Source organism: Herbidospora mongoliensis (genome assembly GCF_001570545.1).
GTDB classification, from domain to species: domain Bacteria; phylum Actinomycetota; class Actinomycetes; order Streptosporangiales; family Streptosporangiaceae; genus Herbidospora; species Herbidospora mongoliensis.
In genome coordinates, this window is record NZ_BBXD01000015.1 from 75,899 (window position 1) to 96,985 (window position 21,087).

General features: G+C 68.8%; 21 protein-coding genes. 17 read left to right on the forward strand and 4 right to left on the reverse strand.

Translation table 11 applies throughout. The features are described 5' to 3' along the window. Positions 1 to 136: 136 nt before the first annotated feature. Together AW272_RS21580 and AW272_RS21585 are read right to left on the reverse strand one after the other, a co-directional pair. Positions 137 to 541 carry a hypothetical protein gene (locus tag AW272_RS21580; RefSeq protein WP_066368139.1) on the reverse strand — a complete coding sequence of 135 codons (405 nt, stop codon included), beginning with the start codon at positions 539 to 541 and terminating at the stop codon, positions 137 to 139. 437 nt (positions 542 to 978) lie between these two features. After that, the gene (locus tag AW272_RS21585; RefSeq protein ID WP_066368141.1) at positions 979 to 1,302 is read right to left on the reverse strand and encodes a hypothetical protein; all 324 of its coding nucleotides are present in this window, start codon (positions 1,300 to 1,302) and stop codon (positions 979 to 981) included. Between the two features lie 475 nt (positions 1,303 to 1,777). On the opposite strand from AW272_RS21585, the gene AW272_RS21590 reads away from it, so the two are divergent. The 12 genes from AW272_RS21590 to hisG all read left to right on the forward strand — a co-directional run bounded on the left by AW272_RS21590 (position 1,778) and on the right by hisG (position 13,086). Next, positions 1,778 to 2,509 (forward strand): helix-turn-helix transcriptional regulator, encoded by a 732-nt coding sequence (locus AW272_RS21590; RefSeq protein WP_066368143.1) that lies wholly within the window; start codon positions 1,778 to 1,780, stop codon positions 2,507 to 2,509. Continuing rightward, positions 2,506 to 3,918, forward strand: coding sequence for a Fe-S cluster assembly protein SufB (gene sufB, locus AW272_RS21595; RefSeq protein ID WP_066368145.1), 1,413 nt, complete (start codon positions 2,506 to 2,508; stop codon positions 3,916 to 3,918). Before AW272_RS21590 ends, sufB begins: the two co-directional genes overlap by 4 nt. Before the next feature lie 2 nt (positions 3,919 to 3,920). Continuing rightward, a complete protein-coding gene (gene sufD / locus AW272_RS21600; RefSeq protein WP_066368147.1) occupies positions 3,921 to 5,039 on the forward strand; it encodes a Fe-S cluster assembly protein SufD in 1,119 nt (372 codons plus the stop codon). Then, complete coding sequence (locus AW272_RS21605; RefSeq protein ID WP_066368151.1) at positions 5,036 to 5,353, forward strand: non-heme iron oxygenase ferredoxin subunit; 318 nt, start codon at positions 5,036 to 5,038, stop codon at positions 5,351 to 5,353. Before sufD ends, AW272_RS21605 begins: the two co-directional genes overlap by 4 nt. Before the next feature lies 1 nt (position 5,354). Beyond that, positions 5,355 to 6,101, forward strand: coding sequence for a Fe-S cluster assembly ATPase SufC (gene sufC / locus AW272_RS21610; protein WP_066368152.1), 747 nt, complete (start codon positions 5,355 to 5,357; stop codon positions 6,099 to 6,101). After that, positions 6,101 to 7,366 (forward strand): cysteine desulfurase, encoded by a 1,266-nt coding sequence (locus AW272_RS21615; protein ID WP_066368153.1) that lies wholly within the window; start codon positions 6,101 to 6,103, stop codon positions 7,364 to 7,366. Before sufC ends, AW272_RS21615 begins: the two co-directional genes overlap by 1 nt. Continuing rightward, positions 7,363 to 7,794, forward strand: a complete 432-nt coding sequence (gene sufU / locus AW272_RS21620; RefSeq protein WP_030452277.1) for a Fe-S cluster assembly sulfur transfer protein SufU — start codon at positions 7,363 to 7,365, stop codon at positions 7,792 to 7,794. Before AW272_RS21615 ends, sufU begins: the two co-directional genes overlap by 4 nt. 1 nt (position 7,795) lies before the next feature. Next, on the forward strand, positions 7,796 to 8,164 hold the full coding sequence (locus AW272_RS21625) for a metal-sulfur cluster assembly factor (RefSeq protein ID WP_066368154.1): 369 nt from the start codon (positions 7,796 to 7,798) through the stop codon (positions 8,162 to 8,164). Between the two features lie 275 nt (positions 8,165 to 8,439). Beyond that, positions 8,440 to 10,287 carry a DEAD/DEAH box helicase gene (locus AW272_RS21630; RefSeq protein WP_245657659.1) on the forward strand — a complete coding sequence of 616 codons (1,848 nt, stop codon included), beginning with the start codon at positions 8,440 to 8,442 and terminating at the stop codon, positions 10,285 to 10,287. Between the two features lie 156 nt (positions 10,288 to 10,443). Then, positions 10,444 to 11,793 carry an aminotransferase-like domain-containing protein gene (locus AW272_RS21635; protein WP_083958552.1) on the forward strand — a complete coding sequence of 450 codons (1,350 nt, stop codon included), beginning with the start codon at positions 10,444 to 10,446 and terminating at the stop codon, positions 11,791 to 11,793. A 123-nt stretch (positions 11,794 to 11,916) separates the two neighbouring features. Next, positions 11,917 to 12,180 carry a phosphoribosyl-ATP diphosphatase gene (locus tag AW272_RS21640; protein ID WP_030452281.1) on the forward strand — a complete coding sequence of 88 codons (264 nt, stop codon included), beginning with the start codon at positions 11,917 to 11,919 and terminating at the stop codon, positions 12,178 to 12,180. Positions 12,181 to 12,240: 60 nt separating this feature from the next. Then, positions 12,241 to 13,086: an ATP phosphoribosyltransferase gene (gene hisG / locus AW272_RS21645; protein WP_066368158.1), complete on the forward strand. Its 846-nt coding sequence runs from the start codon at positions 12,241 to 12,243 to the stop codon at positions 13,084 to 13,086. A gap of 21 nt (positions 13,087 to 13,107) precedes the next feature. Here the strand turns inward: hisG and AW272_RS21650 are convergent, their stop codons facing one another. Beyond that, complete coding sequence (locus tag AW272_RS21650) at positions 13,108 to 14,364, reverse strand: EAL domain-containing protein (RefSeq protein ID WP_245657660.1); 1,257 nt, start codon at positions 14,362 to 14,364, stop codon at positions 13,108 to 13,110. Between the two features lie 121 nt (positions 14,365 to 14,485). Here AW272_RS21650 and AW272_RS21655 point away from each other — a divergent pair, with 121 nt between their 5' ends. From AW272_RS21655 to AW272_RS21675, 5 genes are all read left to right on the forward strand, one after another. Further along, positions 14,486 to 15,154, forward strand: coding sequence for an acVLRF1 family peptidyl-tRNA hydrolase (locus AW272_RS21655; RefSeq protein ID WP_066368161.1), 669 nt, complete (start codon positions 14,486 to 14,488; stop codon positions 15,152 to 15,154). Positions 15,155 to 15,328: 174 nt separating this feature from the next. Continuing rightward, positions 15,329 to 16,927: an ABC-F family ATP-binding cassette domain-containing protein gene (locus tag AW272_RS21660; RefSeq protein WP_066368164.1), complete on the forward strand. Its 1,599-nt coding sequence runs from the start codon at positions 15,329 to 15,331 to the stop codon at positions 16,925 to 16,927. Positions 16,928 to 17,041: 114 nt separating this feature from the next. Next, positions 17,042 to 17,257 (forward strand): helix-turn-helix domain-containing protein, encoded by a 216-nt coding sequence (locus AW272_RS21665; RefSeq protein ID WP_030452286.1) that lies wholly within the window; start codon positions 17,042 to 17,044, stop codon positions 17,255 to 17,257. A gap of 188 nt (positions 17,258 to 17,445) precedes the next feature. Continuing rightward, a complete protein-coding gene (locus tag AW272_RS21670; RefSeq protein ID WP_245657661.1) occupies positions 17,446 to 18,204 on the forward strand; it encodes an enoyl-CoA hydratase/isomerase family protein in 759 nt (252 codons plus the stop codon). 132 nt (positions 18,205 to 18,336) lie between these two features. After that, complete coding sequence (locus AW272_RS21675; protein ID WP_066368172.1) at positions 18,337 to 20,220, forward strand: ABC transporter ATP-binding protein; 1,884 nt, start codon at positions 18,337 to 18,339, stop codon at positions 20,218 to 20,220. Here AW272_RS21675 and AW272_RS21680 read toward each other — a convergent pair. Beyond that, complete coding sequence (locus tag AW272_RS21680; protein ID WP_066368174.1) at positions 20,198 to 21,073, reverse strand: sulfotransferase family protein; 876 nt, start codon at positions 21,071 to 21,073, stop codon at positions 20,198 to 20,200. The genes AW272_RS21675 and AW272_RS21680 overlap by 23 nt on opposite strands. Positions 21,074 to 21,087 lie beyond the last annotated feature (14 nt).

Below are 21,087 nucleotides of genomic sequence, written 5' to 3' on the forward strand. Positions count from 1 at the left end.
TGACCCACGCCTCACGGGTGGTCTAGTCCGATGGATTAGGCCTTTTGATCTTCAAAAGTCGACCCGTGGGGCGCCTGACGGGAGAGAGATCGGATCAATTTCTGACCTGACGTCGAACAGACATCGGACCTATGAGTCATCGAGCGAGGAGATCGCGAAGGTTCAAGGTAGCGAGCCCGGGATCGTCGGCGGGGAGGATCCGGTCAAATCCGATGACATCCGGGACGATGCCCAGCGTGAGGACGTCGTCGACCTCCTGCATGACGGCCTTGCCGACGCGCTTCCGGTCGAGGGGCGTGAGGTCGGGCGAGTTCCAGGCTCGGGAGACGGCGTCGGTGCGCAGATCCCTGAACGCCTGCCCGTCCCCGTACTGGAAGAAGGCCTCGGCGGAGCGCCTGACGATCTCTACGAGATCGGGGAACCGCCAGTCGTCTCTTTCGGTACGGCACTCGAGACGGAGCACCAGGAAATCCTGTCCCGGCGCGGTTCTCAGCCTGCCGCCGGAGAACTCGACCGCGGCGTCCGGGGCGTTGACCACCACGATGTGACCCTCTTTGAGCGAGCCGGTACCCCAGGACCTGGTCGAGCCCCTGGGACACCCTTCCCGCGATGTCGGCCGCCGTTCTGAGCGGCGGGCCGAGCAGATCACTCAACGACGAGACGACCTGGATGGCGGCATCGAGTGGACCGTCGGCGGGGACCCGGTACAGACCAGCCTCGGGACTGCAGCTCGGGCGGCAGGTCGAGGGCGAGTTCCAGAAAAGGGAATCCCGCAGCGCGTCCCAACCGGGCCCCAGCAGGGCGTCGAACAGGTCGTCGTCCACGTCACCCAAGGAATAGGGTCCCGCCAGCACATCCCCGCCGTGGGAGAGCGTCACCGAACCGCCGGAGACCGTCACGACGACGCGCGTCACGTTATGTCCGCACCAACCGCCCGGCGAGTTCGGCCCGCCAGCCTCGTCACATCTGGCTGCGGAATCATCCCAGCGTCCCCTCGGGACCGCACTTCGGCAAGGCCCTCAGCAGGTTCTCGTGGACGACCGGCGTCAGGTCCCCCGCGAAGGCGGCGGCCAGAAGTCGCCGGGCAGCGGGCGGGTCGTCGAGCTTGACCGGCAGGGGATCGGGCTCCCGCAGGAGCGAGGGCCAGCCGCCGAGGTCGAACGAGCCCGCGAGTCTGTCGAGCCCGAGCTCCTGGAGTGGATGGTCGCGCATGTGCGACAGCCGTACAGAAAGAGGGGGATAACCACCGACGGCCTGCTCGGGACCACCCAGCTCAGCCACCAGCAGGGCTGGGTCCAGCATGACCGGACCACCTCGTCGGCCGCGGCGAGCGCTGGAGCCCACCGGGGGGACAGGCGTTGGTCGTATTTGGCGGAGTACCACTCGAAGATCCGGCGGACCACGAGCTGGCATTGGTCCAACCGCGAAAAATCATCCGTGGCGGGGTACGCGGAACGCACCGCGCTCAGCACCTCGCCGAGCACCGTCTCCAAAACCGTGAAATGTCCCGAAAATCGGTGGAACCGAGAATCTCCCCGCCGCGCCCCGATCCAGTCGGAGATCTCGGCCGCGAGCATGTCGGCCATGGTCAGGGAGCGGTCCAGGCGTCGGCCGCGCACGTCAGGACTATATGCTCAACCCGCTCCACCGGCGGGGGAAGATGTCTCATTCGTGACCCGTTCAACTTAGGCAAGCCTAACCTGCGTGACAAATTGCATTACCCACGAATGCGGGGTTCCGTTTGTGGTGCGGGAAGGAATTACGGCACACTGATGTTGTGAAAAACGTGACCGGGGCGAACGCAGGTGAGACCACGCGGTCCTCCGGCGTGCCCTCGGAGCGGGGAACACGGGCGCGGGTCGCGCGTCTGATCCTCGAACACGGCCCGGTTACCGCCGCCGACCTCGGCGAACGTCTGGGGCTCACCTCTGCTGCCGTCCGACGGCACCTCGACGCACTTCTCGCCGAAGGGCACATCGAGACCCGCCAGGCACATCAGAAAGGCCAGCGAGGGCGTGGCCGTCCGGCCAAGCTTTTCGGCATCACCGATGCCGGGCGCAGCGCCTTCGAACACGCTTACGACGACCTCGCCGGGAGCGCGCTGCGGTTCCTGGAAGCCAATCTGGGGCCCGCCGCCGTCACCGAGTTCGCCCGCACGCAGGTCGCGGGGCTGGTCGACCGGCTGGCGCCCGCCATGCGGTCGATACCCGCCGAACAGCGGGTGCGCATGCTGGCCGAGGCGTTGTCGGCCGACGGTTACGCCGCCTCGTCCACCAAGACGGGGACCGGCGGAGAACAGCTCTGCCAGCACCACTGCCCGGTCGCCCACGTCGCGGCCGCGTTCCCGCAGTTGTGCGAGGCCGAGACAGAAGCGTTCGGACGTCTCCTGGGCACGCCGGTCCAACGGCTGGCGACCATCGCCCACGGAGACGGAATCTGCACAACCCACGTCAGCCCCCACGCGCTGGCGCGAGCCACTCGTATAGAGAGCAAGGAGCCCGGAAGGTGACTGTCACCGACCGCCCGGAGCTGGAAGGCCTCGGGAACTACAAGTTCGGCTGGTCCGATCCCGACGCGGCTGGCGCCATCGCGCGCCGTGGCCTCTCAGAAGAGGTCGTCCGCAACATCTCGGCACTGAAGAACGAACCCGAGTGGATGCTCGACCTGCGCCTCAAGGGGCTGCGCCTGTTCGGCAAGAAGCCCATGCCGACCTGGGGTTCAGACCTCACGGGCATCGACTTCGACAACATCAAATACTTCGTGCGGTCGACGGAGAAGCAGGCGACGTCCTGGGAGGAACTTCCCGAGGACATCAAGAACACCTATGACCGGCTGGGCATCCCCGAGGCCGAGAAGCAGCGGCTCATCGCGGGCGTCGCGGCCCAGTACGAGTCCGAGGTGGTCTACCACAAGATCCGCGAGGACCTTGAGGAGAAGGGTGTCATCTTCGTCGACACCGACACCGGCCTGCGTGAGCACGAGGAACTCTTCAAGGAGTACTTCGGCTCGGTGATCCCCGTCGGCGACAACAAGTTCGCCGCGCTGAACACCGCCACCTGGTCGGGCGGCTCCTTCATCTACGTGCCGCCGAACATCAACGTCGAGATCCCGCTCCAGGCCTACTTCCGGATCAACACCGAGAACATGGGCCAGTTCGAGCGGACCCTGATCATCGTGGACGAGAACTCTTACGTCCACTACGTCGAAGGCTGCACCGCCCCGATCTACTCCAGCGACTCGCTGCACAGCGCGGTCGTGGAGATCATCGTGAAGAAGGGCGCCCGCTGCCGTTACACGACCATCCAGAACTGGTCGAACAACGTCTACAACCTGGTCACCAAGCGCGCCGTGGCATACGAGGGCGCGACCATGGAGTGGATCGACGGCAACATCGGGTCCAAGGTCACGATGAAGTACCCGGCCGTCTACCTGATGGGCGAGCACGCCAAGGGCGAGACCCTCTCCATCGCGTTCGCCGGTGAGGGCCAGCACCAGGACGCCGGCGCCAAGATGGTGCACCTGGCGCCCAACACCTCCAGCACGATCATCAGCAAGTCGGTGGCGCGCGGCGGCGGCCGGACCTCCTACCGGGGTCTGGTCCAGATCGAGGAGGGCGCCCACGGGTCCGCCTCCACGGTCAAGTGCGACGCCCTGCTGGTCGACCAGATCAGCCGTTCCGACACCTATCCCTACGTCGACGTCCGCGAAGACGACGTGTCCATGGGTCACGAGGCGACCGTCTCGAAGGTCTCCGAAGACCAGCTCTTCTATCTGATGAGCCGCGGTCTGAACGAAGACGAGGCCATGGCCATGATCGTGCGCGGCTTCGTCGAGCCGATCGCCCGTGAACTTCCCATGGAGTACGCCTTGGAGCTCAACCGTCTGATCGAACTGCAGATGGAAGGAGCGGTGGGCTAGCCATGGGGCTTGAGACCAAGCCGCTCGTGACTCTGCACGAGACGGCCTCCTTCGACCTGGCCGATTTCCCCGTCCCGACCGGGCGCGAGGAACAGTGGAGGTTCACGCCGCTGTCGCGGCTGAAGGGCCTCCACGACGGTTCGGCCGTGAACGACGGCAATGACCGCACCGAGGTACTGACCCCGTCCGGGGTCTCCTACGAGCTGGTCAGCCGCGATGACACGCGCATCGGCTCGGCCGGCAAGCCCGCCGACCGGGTCGCCGCGCAGGCGTACAACTCGTTCGAGAAGGCCGGTGTCATCACCGTGCCGAAGGAGTTCGTGCCGGCCGAGCCGATCGTGGTGAACGTCCACGGTCAGGGCGGTACGGTGTTCCGTCACCTGCTCGTCGACGTGAAGCCGATGGCCGAGGCGTTCGTGGTGCTGAACTACACCGGCACCGGAGCGCAGGCCGCCAACGTCGAGTTCCTCGTGGGCGACGGCGCCAAGCTGACCGTCGTGTCGAACCAGGACTGGGACCGCGACGCGGTCCAGGTCGTGCAGTACACGACGCTGATCGGCCGCGACGCCACGTTCAAGTCCATCGTCGTCACCCTCGGGGGAGACGTCGTCCGGATCGCGCCGAGGGTGTCCTACTCGGCTCCCGGTGGCCGGGCCGAGCTGGTCGGGCTCTACTTCGCCGACGCCGGCCAGCACCTCGAACACCGGTTGCTGATCGACCACAGCGTGCCCAATTGCGCCTCCGACGTCGTCTACAAGGGCGGCCTCCAGGGCGAAGACGCGCACACCGTGTGGATCGGCGACGTCATCATCCGCGCCGAGGCCGAGGGCACCGACACCTACGAGCTCAACCGGAACCTGCTGCTGACCGACGGCGCCCGCGCCGACTCGGTGCCGAACCTGGAGATCCTCACCGGCGAGATCGCCGGCGCGGGGCACGCCTCCGCGTCCGGGCGGCTCGACGACGAGCACATGTTCTACCTGCAGGCCCGTGGCATCCCCGCCGACGAGGCCCGCAAGCTGATCGTGCACGGCTTCTTCAACGAGCTGATCCAGCGCATCGAAGTACCGGAGATCCAGGAGAAGGTGCTGGCCGCCGTCGAGGCGGAGCTCGCGCGATGACGTTCGAAAAGGTTTGCAAGATCGGTGACGTTCCCGACGAGGGCGTCATCGGCGTCGAGGTGGGCGGCACCCCGGTGGCCCTCGTCCGCGAGGGCTCCGAGGTGTACGCCGTCCACGACGTCTGTTCCCACGCCGAGGTGCGCCTCAGCGAGGGCGAGGTCTACGACGGCACGCTGGAATGCTGGCTGCACGGATCGTGTTTCGACATCCGTACCGGCAAGCCGACGGGCCCTCCGGCCACCAGGCCCGTTCCCACATACCGAGTCAAGATCGAAGGCGACGACGTGTATGTCTCGCTCTCGAAGGAGTCATAACGTGTCCACGCTTGAGATCCGCGACCTGCACGTGTCCGTCGGCGACAAGGAGATCCTCAAGGGGGTCGACCTGGTCGTCCTGGCCGGGAAGACCCACGCCATCATGGGCCCCAACGGGTCCGGCAAGAGCACTCTCGCGTACGCCATCGCCGGTCACCCCAAATACACGATCACCAGCGGCAGCGTCACCCTCGACGGTGAGGACCTGCTCGACATGACGGTCGACGAGCGCGCCCGCGCCGGGCTGTTCCTGGCGATGCAGTACCCCGTCGAGATCCCCGGCGTGTCGGTGTCCAACTTCCTGCGCAGCGCCGTCACGGCCGTGTCGGGCGAGGCGCCCAAGCTGCGCCAGTTCGCCAAGGACCTCAAGGTCGGCATGGACAACCTGGCGATCGACTCCGCCTTCGCGACCCGCAACGTCAACGAGGGGTTCTCCGGCGGCGAGAAGAAGCGCCACGAGATCCTCCAGCTGGAGCTGCTGAAGCCGAAGGTGGCCGTCCTCGACGAGACCGACTCCGGCCTCGACGTCGACGCGCTGCGCGTGGTCTCCGAGGGCGTCAACCGGTTCCGCGCCAACGGCGAGACCGGCGTGCTGCTGATCACCCACTACACCCGCATCCTGCGCTACGTGAAGCCCGACTTCGTGCACGTCTTCTCGGCCGGCCGCATCGTCGAAGAGGGCGGCCCCGAGCTCGCCGAGAAGCTCGAGAACGAGGGCTACGAGGCCTACACGAAGGTCAGTTCCTGATGTTCGACGTCGATCTCATCAGAAAGGACTTCCCGGTCCTTTCTCGTGAGCTGTCGGGGGGACGCCCGCTCGTCTACCTGGACTCCGGCAACTCCTCGCAGAAGCCGCTCCAGGTGATCGACACGATGCGCGACCACCTGGCCCATCATTACAGCAACGTCGGCCGCGCCCACCACACGCTGGGCGCGGAGTCGACGGCGGCCTACGAAGACGCCCGCGACCTGATCGCCGCGTTCGTCGGGGCCCCGTCGCGTGACGAGATCATCTTCACCAAGAACGCCTCAGAGGCGCTCAACCTGGTCGCGTACGCCTTCGGCAACCCGATCGCCACCGACGAGCGCTTCAGGGTCGGGCCGGGCGACGAGATCGTCATCAGCGAGATGGAGCACCACTCCAACATCGTGCCGTGGCAGCTCCTCGCCCAGCGCACCGGCGCCACGCTGCGCTGGTTCAAGGTGACCGACGAGGGCCGGCTCGACCTGGGCGACCTCGACGACCTGGTCAACGAGCGCACCAAGATCGTCTCGATCGTCCACCAGTCCAACGTGCTGGGCACGATCAACTCGGTGTCGCCGATCCTCGCCCGCGCCCGCGAGGTCGGCGCGCTGATGATGCTCGACGCGTCCCAGTCGGTGCCGCACATGCCGGTCGACGTGACCGAGCTCGACGTCGACTTCGTGGCCTTCACCGGCCACAAGATGGTCGGCCCCTCGGGCATCGGGGTGCTGTGGGGCCGCCGTGAGCTGCTCGAGGCCATGCCGCCGTTCCTCGGCGGCGGCGAGATGATCGAGGCGGTCTGGATGGACCGCTCGACCTACGCGCCCATCCCGCACAAGTTCGAGGCCGGCACCCCGCCGATCGTCGAGGCCATCGGCCTGGGCGCGGCGGTGAAGTACCTGACCGGCATCGGCATGGACGACGTGAAGGCCCACGAGAAGACCCTGACCGAATACGCCCTCGGCGCGCTCGGCGAGATCCCCGCGCTGACCTTCATCGGCCCGCGCACGGCGATCTCGCGCGGGGGCACGATCTCGTTCACCCTGAAGAACCTGTCGGGTGACGACATCCACCCCCACGACGTCGGGCAGGTGCTCGACGACGCGTTCGGCATCGCCGTGCGGGTCGGCCACCACTGCGCCAGGCCGCTTCACCTGCGGTTCGGCATCCCCGCCACCACTCGTGCGTCGTTGTACCTTTACAACACCACGGACGAGATCGACGCCCTGGCGCGGGGGCTCCACCATGTGCAGAAGGTGTTCGGATGATCGCTGAGTCGATGTACCAGGAACTGATCCTGGAGCACTACAAGCATCCCCAGGGCCGTGGTCTTCGTGACCCGTTCGACGCCGAGGTCCACCACGTCAACCCGACCTGCGGCGATGAGATCACGCTCCGGGTGAAGGTCGACGAGGGCAAGGTCCTCGACGTCTCCTACGAGGGGCAGGGCTGCTCGATCAGCCAGGCCGCCGCCTCGGTGCTGCACGAACTGGCCACCGGATCGACCGTCGAGGAGAGCCTCGGAGTGGTCGACGAGTTCACCCGGCTGATGCAGGGCCGTGGCCAGGTGGAGGCGGACGAGGACGTCCTCGGCGACGCTGTGGCGTTCGCCGGGGTGGCCAAATACCCCGCACGGGTGAAATGCGCCCTGTTGTCCTGGATGGCGTACAAGGACGCCGTGGTGAGGAGTGCCTGAGATGAGCAAACCGACCGAAACCCCGACGGCCGCCCCCTATGAAGGCGATCTGTCCAATGACGACCTCATGGAAGCTCTCCGTGACGTGGTCGACCCCGAGCTCGGCGTCAACGTCGTCGACCTCGGCCTGATCTACGGCCTCAACCTCGACCCGGCGGGCGAGGACGAGAAGCCGATCGTGACCATCGACATGACTCTGACCAGCGCCGCGTGCCCGCTCACCGACGTGATCGAAGACCAGGCGAACTCGGCGCTGGCCGATCTGGTCAGCGGCGTTGTCATCAACTGGGTGTGGCTGCCGCCGTGGGGTCCTGACAAGATCACCGACGACGGTCGTGACCAATTGAGGATGCTCGGCTTCAACGTGTGATCCCCAATGGTGATCCCAGTGACCATCCCGGTGTAAGATACGAGGGTTGACTTCAAAGGCCGTCCGTTTTTTGAGGCGGACGGCCGTCTGCCGCGACTGTGAACCGCGGCGACTGCACACTGCTATGCAGTTTCTCGCGCCACATGATCGGCGCGTTTATCGGGCGGTGCGCAGAGCTGGCACTCGGCACCTTTGGAAGGGGTGCCTTCCCCCGATGCGGCTGATGCCGCCCCGGATTAACTTGGCTCGTCCTTTCGCAGAAGAGACGCGCCTGCGTGCTGCGGCACGTCCTCTCACCGAAAGGCACGACCAACGTGACCATGCTCGACCCGACCATGCCCGCGACCGAGTCCACCGACGAGACCGTCAACGGTTTCGCCGAGCTGGGGCTGCCGCGACCGCTGGTCACCGGGCTTGCCCGCCAGGGCATCAACGCACCGTTCCCTATTCAGGAAGCCTGCATCCCTGACATCCTGTCCGGCCACGACGTGCTCGGCCGGGGCCAGACCGGCTCCGGCAAGACGCTCGCGTTCGGGCTGCCGATGATGACCCGCATCTCGGGCGACCGCGCACTGCCGCGCCGGCCGAAGGCCATCATCCTCGTCCCCACCCGTGAGCTGGCGCTCCAGGTGAACGACGCCCTCGAGCCGCTCGGCCGGGGCCTCGGACTGAAGATGAAGACCGTCGTCGGCGGCATGTCGATGGGCCGTCAGATCGAGGCGCTGCGCCGCGGCGTCGAGGTGATCGTCGCCACCCCGGGTCGTCTGACCGACCTGATCGAGCAGGGCGAGTGCTCCCTCGAAGACGTCGAGGTCAGCATCCTCGACGAGGCCGACCACATGTGTGACCTCGGCTTCTTCCCGGTCGTCAGCGCGCTGCTCGACCAGACTCCCAGCAACGGCCAGCGTCTGCTGTTCTCGGCCACCCTCGACGGCGACGTCGACCAGCTGGTGCGGCGCTTCCTGGTCAACCCGATCACCCACTCACTCGCGCCGGCCACCTCGTCGGTCGAGACGATGGAGCACCACCTCGTCACGGTGAGCTGGCAGGACAAGCCCGCCGTCACCGCCGAGATCGCCAACCGCGAAGGCCGCACCATCCTGTTCGTGCGCACCCAGCACGGCGTCGACCGCGTGGTCAAGCAGCTCGCCCGCGTCGGCGTGAAGGCCGGTGGCCTCCACGGCGGCAAGCGCCAGAACCAGCGCACCCGCATCCTCGGCGAGTTCCGCGAGGGCGGCATCATGGTGCTCGTCTGCACCGACGTCGCCGCGCGCGGCATCCACGTCGACGACGTGTCGCTCGTGCTCCACGTCGACCCGCCGGCCGACCACAAGAGCTACCTGCACCGTGGTGGCCGTACCGCCCGCGCCGGTGAGAAGGGCAGCGTCCTGACGCTGGTCATGCCCAACGAGCGTCGTGCGACCGACTCCATGGCCCGTCGTGCCGGCATCGCGCCGTCGCGTCACCGCGTGGTTCCGGGCGCTCCGGTGCTGGCCGACATCGCCGGGGCCCGTGAGCCCAGCGGCGAGTCGATCCCGGTCTGGGAGCCCGACATCCGCAAGCCGCTGCGCACCCGCAACGGTGGGTCCGGTGGCCGCGACGAGCGTCCGTCCGGTGGCCGTGGCCGTCGTTTCGAGGGTCGCCGCCGTAACGACGGTGACCGTCCGTTCGCCCAGGACGACCGTCCCCGCTACAACAGCGGTGACAGCACCGACCGTCCGCGTCGCGAGGGCGACGACCGTCCCCGCTACAACGGTGGCAACAACACCGACCGCCCGCGCCGCGAGGGCGACGAGCGGCCGCCGCGCCGTGAGTTCGGTCACGCCCCCCGTTTTCAGGGTGGCGACGCTCCCCGGCACCGTGACGAGCGTCCCCGTTACCAGGGCGACGACCGTCCGCGCCGTGACGCCGCCGCGGCTCCGGCCGCTCCGGCGGCCCGTGGTCACTTCCGTGACGACCGCGCGCCCCGCGCCGAGCGTCCCGTCCGTGACGACCGCGCCGAGCCCCGCGCCTTTAGTGAGGACCGGCCCCGTGGCACCGCGGGCAACCGCGGCCGCACCGGTGGCGGGTTCCGCGGTGGCCGCCCGGCCACCGGTGGCGGCGGCCGGTTCACCGGTCGCTGACTAGCCTGAGTAAGACGCCGGTCCCCGAGTCGGGGGCCGGCGTTTTTCGTTTGTCCCGACGTCTCACGGCAGCTCAAACGGCTGTTCCTTCTGATGGAACAGCCCGTGTCACGCCCTACGTGACAGAGACACGCCAAGACGACGGGGACATGAATCATGCGCAACCCACAGGGGCTCCGCGTGCCGATCCACCTGGGCCGCGCCGCCGCAGAACCCTTACCCGACCAGCTCGCCGGACAGCTCCGCCAGGCCATCGACTCGGGACAGCTCGCGGCGGGGATCCGCATGCCGTCCACGCGGACCATGGCCGTGGCTCTCAAGATCTCGCGGGGGGTGGCGCTGACCGCGTACCAGATCCTGCACTCCGAGGGGTACGTCACCAGCCGCCACGGCTCCGGCACCTACGTCGCCGCACGGGCGCGCCAGGCCGAGCGGGTGCCGCTGCGCCCGGCGGTCCGCCAGAACACGGTCGACCTGCGGCCCGACCAGCCGACCGCCGACGCCTTCCCGCTGGCCGAGTGGCGGGCGGCCTGGCGCCGGGCCAGCCACCGGGTGCCCAGCGCGTCCGAGCCGCCGCCCGGTGGGCTGCCGGAGCTCCGGTCGGCCATCGCGGCGCACCTGCGCGACAGCCGGGGGCTGGTGCTCGACCAGCACGAGATCGTGGTGACCACCGGCTGCGAGACGGCGCTCCAGCTCGCCCTGCCGCCGGGCCGCCCGGTCGTCGGCGTCGAGGACCCGGCGCTGCCACGCCTCAGAGGGGCCCTGACGGGCCACACGGGTCACGTGGTGCCCGTTCCGGTCAGTTCCACCGGCCCGCAGGTTCCGCCCGGCGTGGACGCTCTGGTGCTCACACCCGACCGGAACGAGCCGTTGGGGTATCGCCTGCCGACCGAGCACCGCAAGGCGCTGGCGGCGTGGGCGGCCGACCGGGGGACGTACCTCATCGAACCGGCCTTCGACGGGCTGTTCAACACGAGCCTGAACCCGTATCCGTCGCTGCTGGCCCTGGGCGACCCGGCCACGACGATCATGGTGGGGTCGTTCCGCGAGCTGCTGACGCCGGGGATGCGGCTGGCGTACCTCGTCGTGCCGCGCCACCTGGCCGAGGGGGTGCGGGAGCGGGCCTGCGCGGTGCCGGAGACATGCCAGCGGGCCGCCGCCGACCTGCTGACCACGGGCGCGCTCACCCGGCGGGTCGACCGGCTGTCGGCGATCTTCGCCCGGCGGCGGACGATGGTGCGCCAGGCTCTGGCGGGCGTGCGCCGCGACACCAAGGTCATCGGCACCGAGACCGGCACCACCGCGACGCTGCTGCTGCCCAGGGCGCTCCCGGCGCCGTCGCTGGCCGAGCAGCTCAGGGCACGCGGGGTCCGGGTGGCGACGCTCGCGTCCTTCCACCATCCGGCCGGGCGGGCCGGGAACGGCGTCGTGTTCGGCTTCGGCCACGTGGAGGAGCCGGCCCTGCGCCGCGCGCTGCGGATCATGGTCAGAACTCTCTCAATGTGAGGCCGGGAAACCGAGCACCACTGAAGGGCTGGTCAGTCCATGAGAGTGGCCCGGGGGCCGACACGGTCTCGCTGAGTGGACGCTGCCGTGATCCAACCGGTGACCCCCATTAGGCTTGGGCGAGTGACGACGTTCGATGAGCTCTACGACGTGCTGTCCGAGAAGGCCCGCACCCGTCCCGAAGGGTCGGGGACCGTGAAGGCGCTCGACGCCGGGGTCCACTCGATCGGCAAGAAGATCGTCGAGGAGGCCGCCGAGGTCTGGATGGCGGCGGAGTACGAATCGGCAGACCGGACGGCCGAGGAGATCTCGCAGCTGCTCTACCACCTCCAGGTGCTCATGCTGGCCCGCGGGATCGGGCTCGACGAGGTCTACAAGCATCTTTAGGGCACCCCCGGGTGCCCGGACCTCGCTCCCGTCAGAGGCCATCCGAAAGGTTCCAAGCGCATGCTCCGCCTTGCCGTACCGAACAAGGGCGTCCTGTCCGAGGCCGCCCAGGTCATTTTGAAAGAGGCGGGTTACCGCCCCCGCAAGGACAGCAAGGAGCTCGTGGTCGTCGACCCCGAGAACTCCGTCGAACTGTTCTTTCTGCGCCCCCGCGACATCGCCGTGTACGTCGGTGAGGGCACCCTCGACGCCGGCATCACCGGCCGCGACATGCTGATGGACTCCGGCGTCGAGGCCGAGGAGGTCGTGCCGCTCGGCTTCGGCCGCTCGACCTTCCGGTTCGCCGCGACCCCGGGCGTCTTCGCCAACGTCAAGGACCTCAACGGCAAGCGCGTCGCGACGTCCTACGCCGGTCTGCTCACCACCTATCTGGAGGAGCAGAGCGTCGACGCCCGCGTCATCAAGCTCGACGGCGCGGTCGAGACGGCGATCCGGCTGGGCGTGGCCGACGCGGTCGCCGACGTCGTGGAGACCGGCACCACCCTGCGCAACATCGGCCTCGACGTGTTCGGCGACCCGATCGGCACCTCCGAGGCGATCCTGATCAAGCAGGTCGGGGCGCCGGAGAACAACGGTTTCCAGCAGCTCATCCGGCGGCTGCAGGGCGTCCTGGCGGCGCGCGACTACGTGATGATCGACTACGACATCCGGGTCGAGCGCATCGACGAGGCCATCGAGGTCACCCCGGGCATGGAGGGGCCGACGGTCTCGCCGCTGCACCGCGAGGGCTGGGTGGCGGTCCGCGCGATGATCCGCCGCAAGGGCAACCAGCAGGTCATGGACAAGCTGTGGGACCTCGGCGCCAAGGCGATCCTGATCACCGACATCTACGCCTGCCGCCTTTAGGGCGGCCGGTCCGGCCGGGCCCTAGTGAGAGCCCGGCCGGGCGGCGACGTGCCTGATCAGGTCGCTGACGTGGACGGTGCCCAGGCAGCGGCCCACCTCGTCGACCACCACGAGGTCGTCGTAGACCCGCTTGGCGTCCTGCCCGGCGACCGACATGGCCGCTATCGCCGGCGTCGTCTTGGGCACCAGGCGGGCGCTGTCGGCGATGCGGTGGGCGGGCTTCTTGGCGTGCAGGGCGTGGCCGTAGGCGCCGGCCATGTAGAGCAGGAAGCGGCTGCGGTCGATCATCGACTGGGGGCGCTGATATTCGTCCACCAGGATCACGCTGCTGATCGAGTTCTCCGTGCCGAACGCCTGCACGACCTCCTCCGACGTCGCCGTGATCGGCAGCGTCACGGCCGGCATCAGGAACTCCTGCACCCTCGGCCCGAGCAGGTGGGAGAGGTTCGGCGAGGTCTCGGTCGCCGGGACCGGCACGTGCACCCGCCCGTCGGAGGGCCGCCAGTCGACCGGCGCCAGCAGCGGCCCGGTGGCCAGTCTGACCCCCCACGCCCGCACCGCCGCGAGCTGGACCTCGTCCTGCACGCCCGGCGCGAGGATGTGCGCCGCGACCCCCTTGGCCACGGTCACCAGCGCCTCGGCCACGGCCGCCCGGCGGGCGTCCTTCGGGGCGCGCTCCACCACTTCGGGGGAGATCACGATGACGTAGGGGGAGGCGTCGGCCAGCACGTCGAGCGGGATGTTGCGGACCCCGCACCCGCCGAACGCGATCAGGTAGCCGGCCGCGCGCAGGCCGTCGACCCCGGCCAGCAGCCGGGACCGGTCGGCCGGGTCGAGGTCGCCCTCGATGGCCAGGATGATCTCGCGGGGCCGCCGTCCGGCCAGCCGCATCCCCTCGTGCAGCGGCGCGAGGCCGGCCGAGCCCGCCGACACGGCGGCGATCGGGATGGGCAGCACGAGGGGCAGCCGCGCGTCCGCGTCGGCGGCCGCGCGCAGGCCCGCGACCGTCCCGGCCACGTCGGCCCGGTCCCGGGCGGGGGTGCCCGCGTCGATCTGGATGGCGATCACACCGCCGGTGTCGAGATCGACGACCGGGGTGAAGTTGGAGACGGGCCCGAAGACGCCGGGCGGCCCGCCCGCGTGATGGTCGGAGGAGCTCGCAGGCGCGGCGGCCCACGCCGGCACGTACCCCGAGACGGTGAAGGGGCCGGTCGTCGAGGACTGCTCACCCGGTGAGGTGACCGCGACCGGCGCCGGAGAGGGCATGGGAACCGACACGTTCTGATTCTCCTGTGCGAGCCTCGTCCTCTTGAGGCCGGTGATTTGAAATTCACCCACATTTCCCCCTATCGACAACCGTGGACGCCTGCTCAGACCGCAGCGACTACGCTGAGCGCCCATGAGCGCACGCCCGGCCGCCGGGGGCGGACGATGGGTGTCGATCCCCCCGTCACGGCTGTCCCGCTGGCTCGACAACTTCGCCGCCCGCCACGGCGGGCCGCCGTCGGAGGAGAACGCCCTAGATCGGGTGATCTTCACCGCCCCGGATGGCGCGCTGGCGGAGTGCCACATCCCGTTCGGACCGTTGCGGCAGACGGCCGACACTCTCGCCGCCGCGCTGGTCGCCCATGTCTCCCGTGACCGTCGCGTCGCCGTTCTTCTCGTACGTCTGGGGGGACACGCCGCCGGTGTCTTCGAGGGCGACCGGCTGATCGCGTCCAAAGTGGGCTCCCGGCTCGTCCACGGCCGCAGCGCGGCCGGAGGCTGGTCGCAGCACCGGTTCGCCCGGCGGCGGGAGAAGCAGGCCGACGAGGCCATGGGCGCCGCCGCCGACGTGGCCGCCCGGGTGCTGCTGCCGCACCTGGAGAAGGGTCTCGACGGATTCGTCGTCGGGGGAGACAAGAAGGCGATCGACGAAATGCGGTCCGATAGGCGGCTGGCGCCGCTGTTCGCCCTGGAGACGGGGCCTTTCCTCACCGTCCCCGACCCGCGTCTGGCCGTCCTGGAGAAGACCCCGGAGGAGTTCCGGGCCGTCAGGATCAGGATTGTCGATCCGATCCAGGTTTGAGGAGTCGGGGGATTAGGCCGGGCCACCATACAATCAGTGCATGCGCACTCCCGATTGATCACTTCCGTGTGCCCACGGTCCTGAAGCCCTTTCTTTTGAGGCAGGTTCACGGCGCGAGCCACGGCCGGCCTGCGGCCGTCCGCGTCTCGCTATTCACGGGAGTGTCCCCCAACCATGATCATCGCCACTGACATCGAACTCCGCGTGGGTTCGCGGCTCCTCATCGAGGGAGCGTCGTTCCGGGTCAACCCCGGCGACAAGATCGGCCTGGTCGGCCGCAACGGAGCGGGCAAGACCACGCTCACCAAGACCCTCGCCGGTGAGGGCGTCCCCGCCGGCGGCACCGTCACCATCACCGGCGCGGTCGGCTACCTGCCGCAGGACCCCCGCACCGGCGACCTCCAGGTGATCGCGCGCGACCGCATCCTGTCGGCCCGCGGCCTCGACGAGGTCATCCGCGACCTGCGCAAGGCCGAGCTGGGCATGACCTCGGCCGACGTGCGCACCCGCGACAAGGCCGTGAAGGCCTACGGCCGTCTCGAAGACCGCCTCCACGTGCTGGGCGGCTACGCCGCCGAGTCGGAGGCCGCCTCGATCGCCTCCAGCCTGGGTCTGCCCGACCGGGTGCTCGGGCAGCCGCTGGAGACCCTCTCGGGTGGTCAGCGACGCCGGGTCGAACTGGCACGCATTCTTTTCTCGGGATCGGAGACTCTCCTTCTCGACGAGCCGACAAACCACCTCGATGCAGACTCGATCGGCTGGCTTCGTGATTTTTTGCGTTCCCACCAGGGCGGCTTGATCATCATCAGCCACGAAGTTGGTCTACTTGAAGCGACGGTAAACCGGGTGCTCCATCTCGACGCGAACCGGTGCGTGATCGACACGTACAACGTCGGGTGGAAGAACTACCTGCTCCAGCGCGAGACCGACGAGAAGCGCCGCAAGCGCGAGCGGGCCAACGCCGAGAAGCAGGCGGGCGTGCTGATGGCCCAGGCCGACAAGATGCGCGCCAAGGCCACCAAGGCCAAGGCGGCCCAGGACATGCAGCGCCGGGCCGAGCGCCTGCTGCGCGGCATCGAGCCCGAGCGGCGCTCCGACAAGGTCGCCAAGCTGCGCTTCCCCTCGCCCGCGCCCTGCGGCCGCACGCCCCTGACGGCGGTGGACCTGTCGAAGTCCTACGGCTCGCTCGAGGTCTTCACCGACGTCGACGCCGCCGTCGACCGGGGCCACCGGGTCGTCATCCTGGGCCTCAACGGCGCCGGGAAGACCACTCTGCTGCGCATTCTGGGCGGCATCGAGCAGCCCGACACCGGCGAGGTGCGCCCCGGCCACGGCCTCAAGATCGGCTACTACGCGCAGGAGCACGAGACCCTCGACCCGGCGCGCACGGTCCTCGAGAACATGCGCTCGGCCGGGCCCGACATCCTCGACGTTGAGTTGCGCAAGACGCTCGGCTCGTTCCTGTTCACCGGCGACGACGTCGACAAGCCCGCCGGAGTCCTGTCGGGCGGTGAGAAGACCCGGCTGGCCCTGGCCACGCTGGTGCTCTCCAGCGCCAACGTGCTGCTGCTCGACGAGCCCACCAACAACCTTGATCCGGCCTCACGGGAACAGGTCCTGACGGCTCTGCGCTCTTACCAGGGGGCGATCGTCTTGGTCACCCACGACGAAGGAGCGGTGGAGGCGCTGCAACCCGACCGGGTCATCCTGCTGCCCGACGGGGTCGAAGACGCGTGGAGCGAGGAATTTTCCGATCTCGTCGCCCTCGCCTGATCATAAATTTACCGGGTACGGATCTTTTCCCTGGGAGTAGGTAGCCGATCGAGCCGAAATGACTGATCATGGCGTGAGTAACGCTGCGGAAGTCTGGCACTACAGGAGGTACTCGTGGCCGAGACTCTGAAGAAGGGCACCCGGGTGACCGGGGCCGACCGTGAAAAACTGGCCAGCGATCTCAAGAAGCGCTATGCCGCGGGTGAGAGCATCCGCGCCCTGGCCGCTTCCACCGGCCGGTCGTACGGATTCATCCACCGCATCCTCAGCGAGTCTGGCGTGACTCTGCGGGGTCGCGGCGGGGCGACCCGGGGCAAGACCAAGCGCTAGCTCCGCCTCGCTGACGCGCTGACCGCAGCCGCTCACGTACCTCAGATCCGGAGCGGTCCGCTCCCGGGCCGACCGGCCGGGGTCGGATAACCGAACAGGGTTCGGTAGGCTCGGGCGCTACCGCCAGGAAGGGGTTGCGGGCTGTGGAAGTGACACCAGGGGGGAGAGCGGAGCAGATCTCGGCGAGCGTGCTCGCTGAGGTCGGACTGCGCTACGAGGTGGACGGCGAGATCGCGACGATCACGCTGAACCGACCGGACAAGCGGAACGCCCAGACGTTCGCCACCTGGTCGGCACTGGCCCGGATCGGGGATGACCTCCCCGAGGCCGTGCGGATCGTCGTCGTGAAAGGTGAGGGGCCGTCCTTCTCCGCAGGCATCGACCTGCGACTGTTCACACCCGAGGGGGTACCCGGTGAGGGTTCGTTCGCCTCGGTGCTCGGTGAGGGCTTCGAGGAACGGATAGCCCAGGCGCAGAAGGCCTTTATGTGGCTGCGCCGACCGGACATCATCTCGATCGCGGCCGTCCAGGGCCACGCGATCGGGGCCGGGTTCCAGCTCGCACTCGCGTGCGATCTGCGAGTCGTGGCCGATGATGTGCAGTTCTGCATGAAAGAGCCGGCGCTCGGCCTGGTGCCCGACCTGACAGGGACCAAGCCGCTGGTCGATCTCGTCGGACTGCCGAGGGCTCTGGAGTTGTGTGTCACCGCCCGGAAAGTCGGGGCGGAGGAGGCGCTGCGCCTCCGGCTGGCCGAGCTGGCCGTACCGGTTGAGGAGCTGGATACGGCCGTGGCCGACCTGACGGCGGCGCTGCTCGCCACGGCGCGATCCGTCGCGACCGCGACGAAACGGCTGCTCCAGGGCGCGGGAAGCCGCACACTGGAGGAGCAGGCCGCTGCGGAGAGAGCCGAACAGGTGATCCGCATCAGGTCGCTGTTCGAATCTTGAGCTGTTCGCCTCGGGCTGACCACGGGACCCGCCGCCCTTTGTGGGCGTGTCTGTGGTGGGGTGGCTTTGCGTTTGTTGTTCGCCTCGGGCTGATCCCGGAATCGCCCTTTCCAGTAAAGGGTTGGCCAGGACATGGCGATGATGGGCGGTCCGGGCATGGGCCCGCAGATGATGTGGTCGATGCGGCGCGACGGCGACATGTTGAAGGAACGCCTCGCGCCCGGCACGGTCAAACGCATCGTCCGTTACGCCACGCCGTTCAAGTGGTCGATCGTGGCGTTCCTCGCCCTGATCACGGTCGGGTCGCTGATCGTGGTCGCCAACCCGCTGCTGGTGAAGCAGATCATCGACGTGGCCATCCCGGAGAAGGACTCCGGGCTGGTCCTGGGGCTGGCGCTGGCGATCGCCGGGCTCGCGCTGGCCGACGCCGTGCTGTCGCTCGGTGAGCGCTGGTTCTCGGCCCGCATCGGGGAAGGGCTGATCTACAACCTCCGCACGGAGGTCTTCGACCACGTCCAGCGGATGCCGGTCGCCTTCTTCATGCGGGCGCAGACCGGCGCGCTGGTCTCCCGGCTCAACGGCGACGTCATCGGCGCGCAGCGGGCCATCACCAGCACCTTGTCATCCGTCTTCTCCAACGTGATCAGCCTGATCGTCGTCATGATCACGATGCTGGCGCTGTCGTGGCAGATCACCCTGGCCGCGCTGGTGATGCTGCCGCTCTTCGTCCTCCCGGCCAAGTGGGTGGGCCGGCGGATGTCCCAGTACACCCGCGAGCAGATGGAGCTCGGCGCCGAGATGAGCTCGGTGATGACCGAGCGGTTCAACGTCGCCGGGGCGATGGTCGCCAAGCTCTACGGCCGGCCCGCCGACGAGTCCCGCCACTTCTCCGAGCGGGCCGCCCGGGTGCGTGACGTCGGCGTCACCGTCGCCATGCTCGGCACGATCTTCCGCGTCGCGCTGGGCCTGATCGCCGCGCTGGCCACCGCCCTGGTCTACGGGTTCGGCGGCGTGCTCGCGGTCGACGGCTCCTTCCAGCTCGGCACACTGGTGGCCATGTCGGCCCTGCTGATGAGGTTGTACGGTCCCCTCACCGGCCTGTCCAACGTCCACATCGACGTGATGACCGCCCTGGTCAGCTTCGACCGCGTCTTCGAGGTGCTCGACCTCAAGCCGATGGTCGACGAGAAGCCCGACGCCAAGCCGGTCCCGGCCGGTCCTGTCACCATCGAGTTCGACGACGTCCGCTTCCGCTACCCGGCCGCAGCCGACGTGTCGCTGGCTTCGCTGGAGTCGGTGGCCCGCCCCGACCAGGGCGAGTCGGCCGAGGTGCTCAAGGGCGTCACCTTCACCGCGCGGCCCGGTCAGATGGTCGCCCTCGTCGGCCACTCGGGCGCGGGAAAGACCACCACGACCTCGCTGGTGTCGCGGCTCTACGACGTCGACGCGGGCGCGGTGCGGCTCAACGGCCTCGACGTGCGCGACGCCACGATGGCCTCGCTGCGCGACACCGTCGGCGTCGTCATGCAGGACCCGCACCTGTTCCACGACACCATCGCCGCCAACCTGCGGTACGCCCGCCCGGAGGCCACCGACGAGGAGATCTGGGAGGCGCTGCGGGCGGCCCAGATCTACGACCTGGTCGCGTCGCTGCCCGAAGGGCTCGACACGGTGGTGGGGGAGCGCGGCTACCGGTTCTCCGGCGGCGAGAAGCAGCGGGTCGCGCTGGCCCGGCTGCTGCTGAAGGCGCCCCCGGTGGTGGTACTCGACGAGGCCACCGCCCATCTCGACTCGGAGTCGGAGGCGGCCGTACAGCAGGCGCTGAAACTGGCGCTCGCGGGGCGGACCAGCCTGGTCATCGCCCACCGGCTGTCGACCATCCGCGAGGCCGACGTGATCCTCGTCATGAACGAGGGACGGGTGGTCGAACTCGGGCGCCACGACGAGCTGCTGGTGCTCGACGGCTCCTACGCCGAGCTCTACAAGACGCAGTTCACGAGTAGCCCAGCCGTTTGAGTTCCTCGCGGGCGACCTTGCCGACCAGTTCGGCGTCGCTGTAGGTGAGGCGGCGGTGGGCGCCGACCTTCGGGGCGCCCACGCCGTAGAGGGCGATCGTGGAGATCTTGGCGCTGAGGAAGTCGCTCACCTGGCCGAACGTCTCGGCGGGGGACTGGTGCAGGTCCTCGTACCGGATCGTCATCAGCTGGTCGGCGGGGAGCTCCTTGCGCAGCACCGCCGACAGGCGGATCGCGGCGCGCCAGCGCAGCGCGCTCTTGCCCGCGACCGGCATCTCCTTCCAGCGCAGTTTGTGCTCCGCGCTGTTGACCCCGAGGAACGGGCTGGGGAACTCGGTGTCGTCGCTCAGCATGTGAGGCTTGAACCAGGTCATCGTCGCCGGGTCGGCCAGCATATCGGCCACGACGTCGCGGCCGTCGCGGATGACCTGCACGAACCGGGCGTCGGGGAACGCCGCGAGCAGCACCGGCGCCGTGTAGAGCAGGTCGGGGCTGGCGTCGCCGAACCGGGTCAGCTCGGAGGCCGTCACGCACGGCCCCGCGCCGATGATGCCGCCGGCCTCCTTGCACGTGCCGGGACACTCACCGCACGCGCCGGGCACCACCTGCCAGGCCTCGGCCAGGACGTCGCGGATCACCCGCGGTGCCCCGGGGCTGCGCGCGATCGACGGCCGCCGGGCGAAGGCGTAGACGACGCGGGACACCGCGCCCCGGCCCATCGTGAGGTGCACGCCGGGCGAGCGCTTGATGGCACGGGCGAGCAGATCCGCGCCGGAGTGGGGAGCGGCGAGCACGAAGACCGGCTGACGGACCTTGACGCCGTTTACCACGAGAATGTGGGTCGGTGGTCGCATAGGTAGCGCCTAGT

Excerpts from the sequence above, each read along its gene's own strand:
- AW272_RS21605 (WP_066368151.1), top strand. The coding sequence starts at position 5,036 with ATGACGTTCGAAAAGGTTTGCAAGATCGGTGACGTTCCCGACGAGGGC.
- AW272_RS21625 (WP_066368154.1), top strand. The coding sequence starts at position 7,796 with ATGAGCAAACCGACCGAAACCCCGACGGCCGCCCCCTATGAAGGCGAT.
- AW272_RS21585 (WP_066368141.1), bottom strand. The coding sequence starts at position 1,302 with ATGCTGGACCCAGCCCTGCTGGTGGCTGAGCTGGGTGGTCCCGAGCAG.
- AW272_RS21615 (WP_066368153.1), top strand. The coding sequence starts at position 6,101 with ATGTTCGACGTCGATCTCATCAGAAAGGACTTCCCGGTCCTTTCTCGT.
- sufU (WP_030452277.1), top strand. The coding sequence starts at position 7,363 with ATGATCGCTGAGTCGATGTACCAGGAACTGATCCTGGAGCACTACAAG.
- AW272_RS21660 (WP_066368164.1), top strand. The coding sequence starts at position 15,329 with ATGATCATCGCCACTGACATCGAACTCCGCGTGGGTTCGCGGCTCCTC.
- AW272_RS21655 (WP_066368161.1), top strand. The coding sequence starts at position 14,486 with ATGAGCGCACGCCCGGCCGCCGGGGGCGGACGATGGGTGTCGATCCCC.
- hisG (WP_066368158.1), top strand. The coding sequence starts at position 12,241 with ATGCTCCGCCTTGCCGTACCGAACAAGGGCGTCCTGTCCGAGGCCGCC.
- AW272_RS21675 (WP_066368172.1), top strand. The coding sequence starts at position 18,337 with ATGGCGATGATGGGCGGTCCGGGCATGGGCCCGCAGATGATGTGGTCG.
- AW272_RS21680 (WP_066368174.1), bottom strand. The coding sequence starts at position 21,073 with ATGCGACCACCGACCCACATTCTCGTGGTAAACGGCGTCAAGGTCCGT.
- AW272_RS21635 (WP_083958552.1), top strand. The coding sequence starts at position 10,444 with ATGCGCAACCCACAGGGGCTCCGCGTGCCGATCCACCTGGGCCGCGCC.
- sufD (WP_066368147.1), top strand. The coding sequence starts at position 3,921 with ATGGGGCTTGAGACCAAGCCGCTCGTGACTCTGCACGAGACGGCCTCC.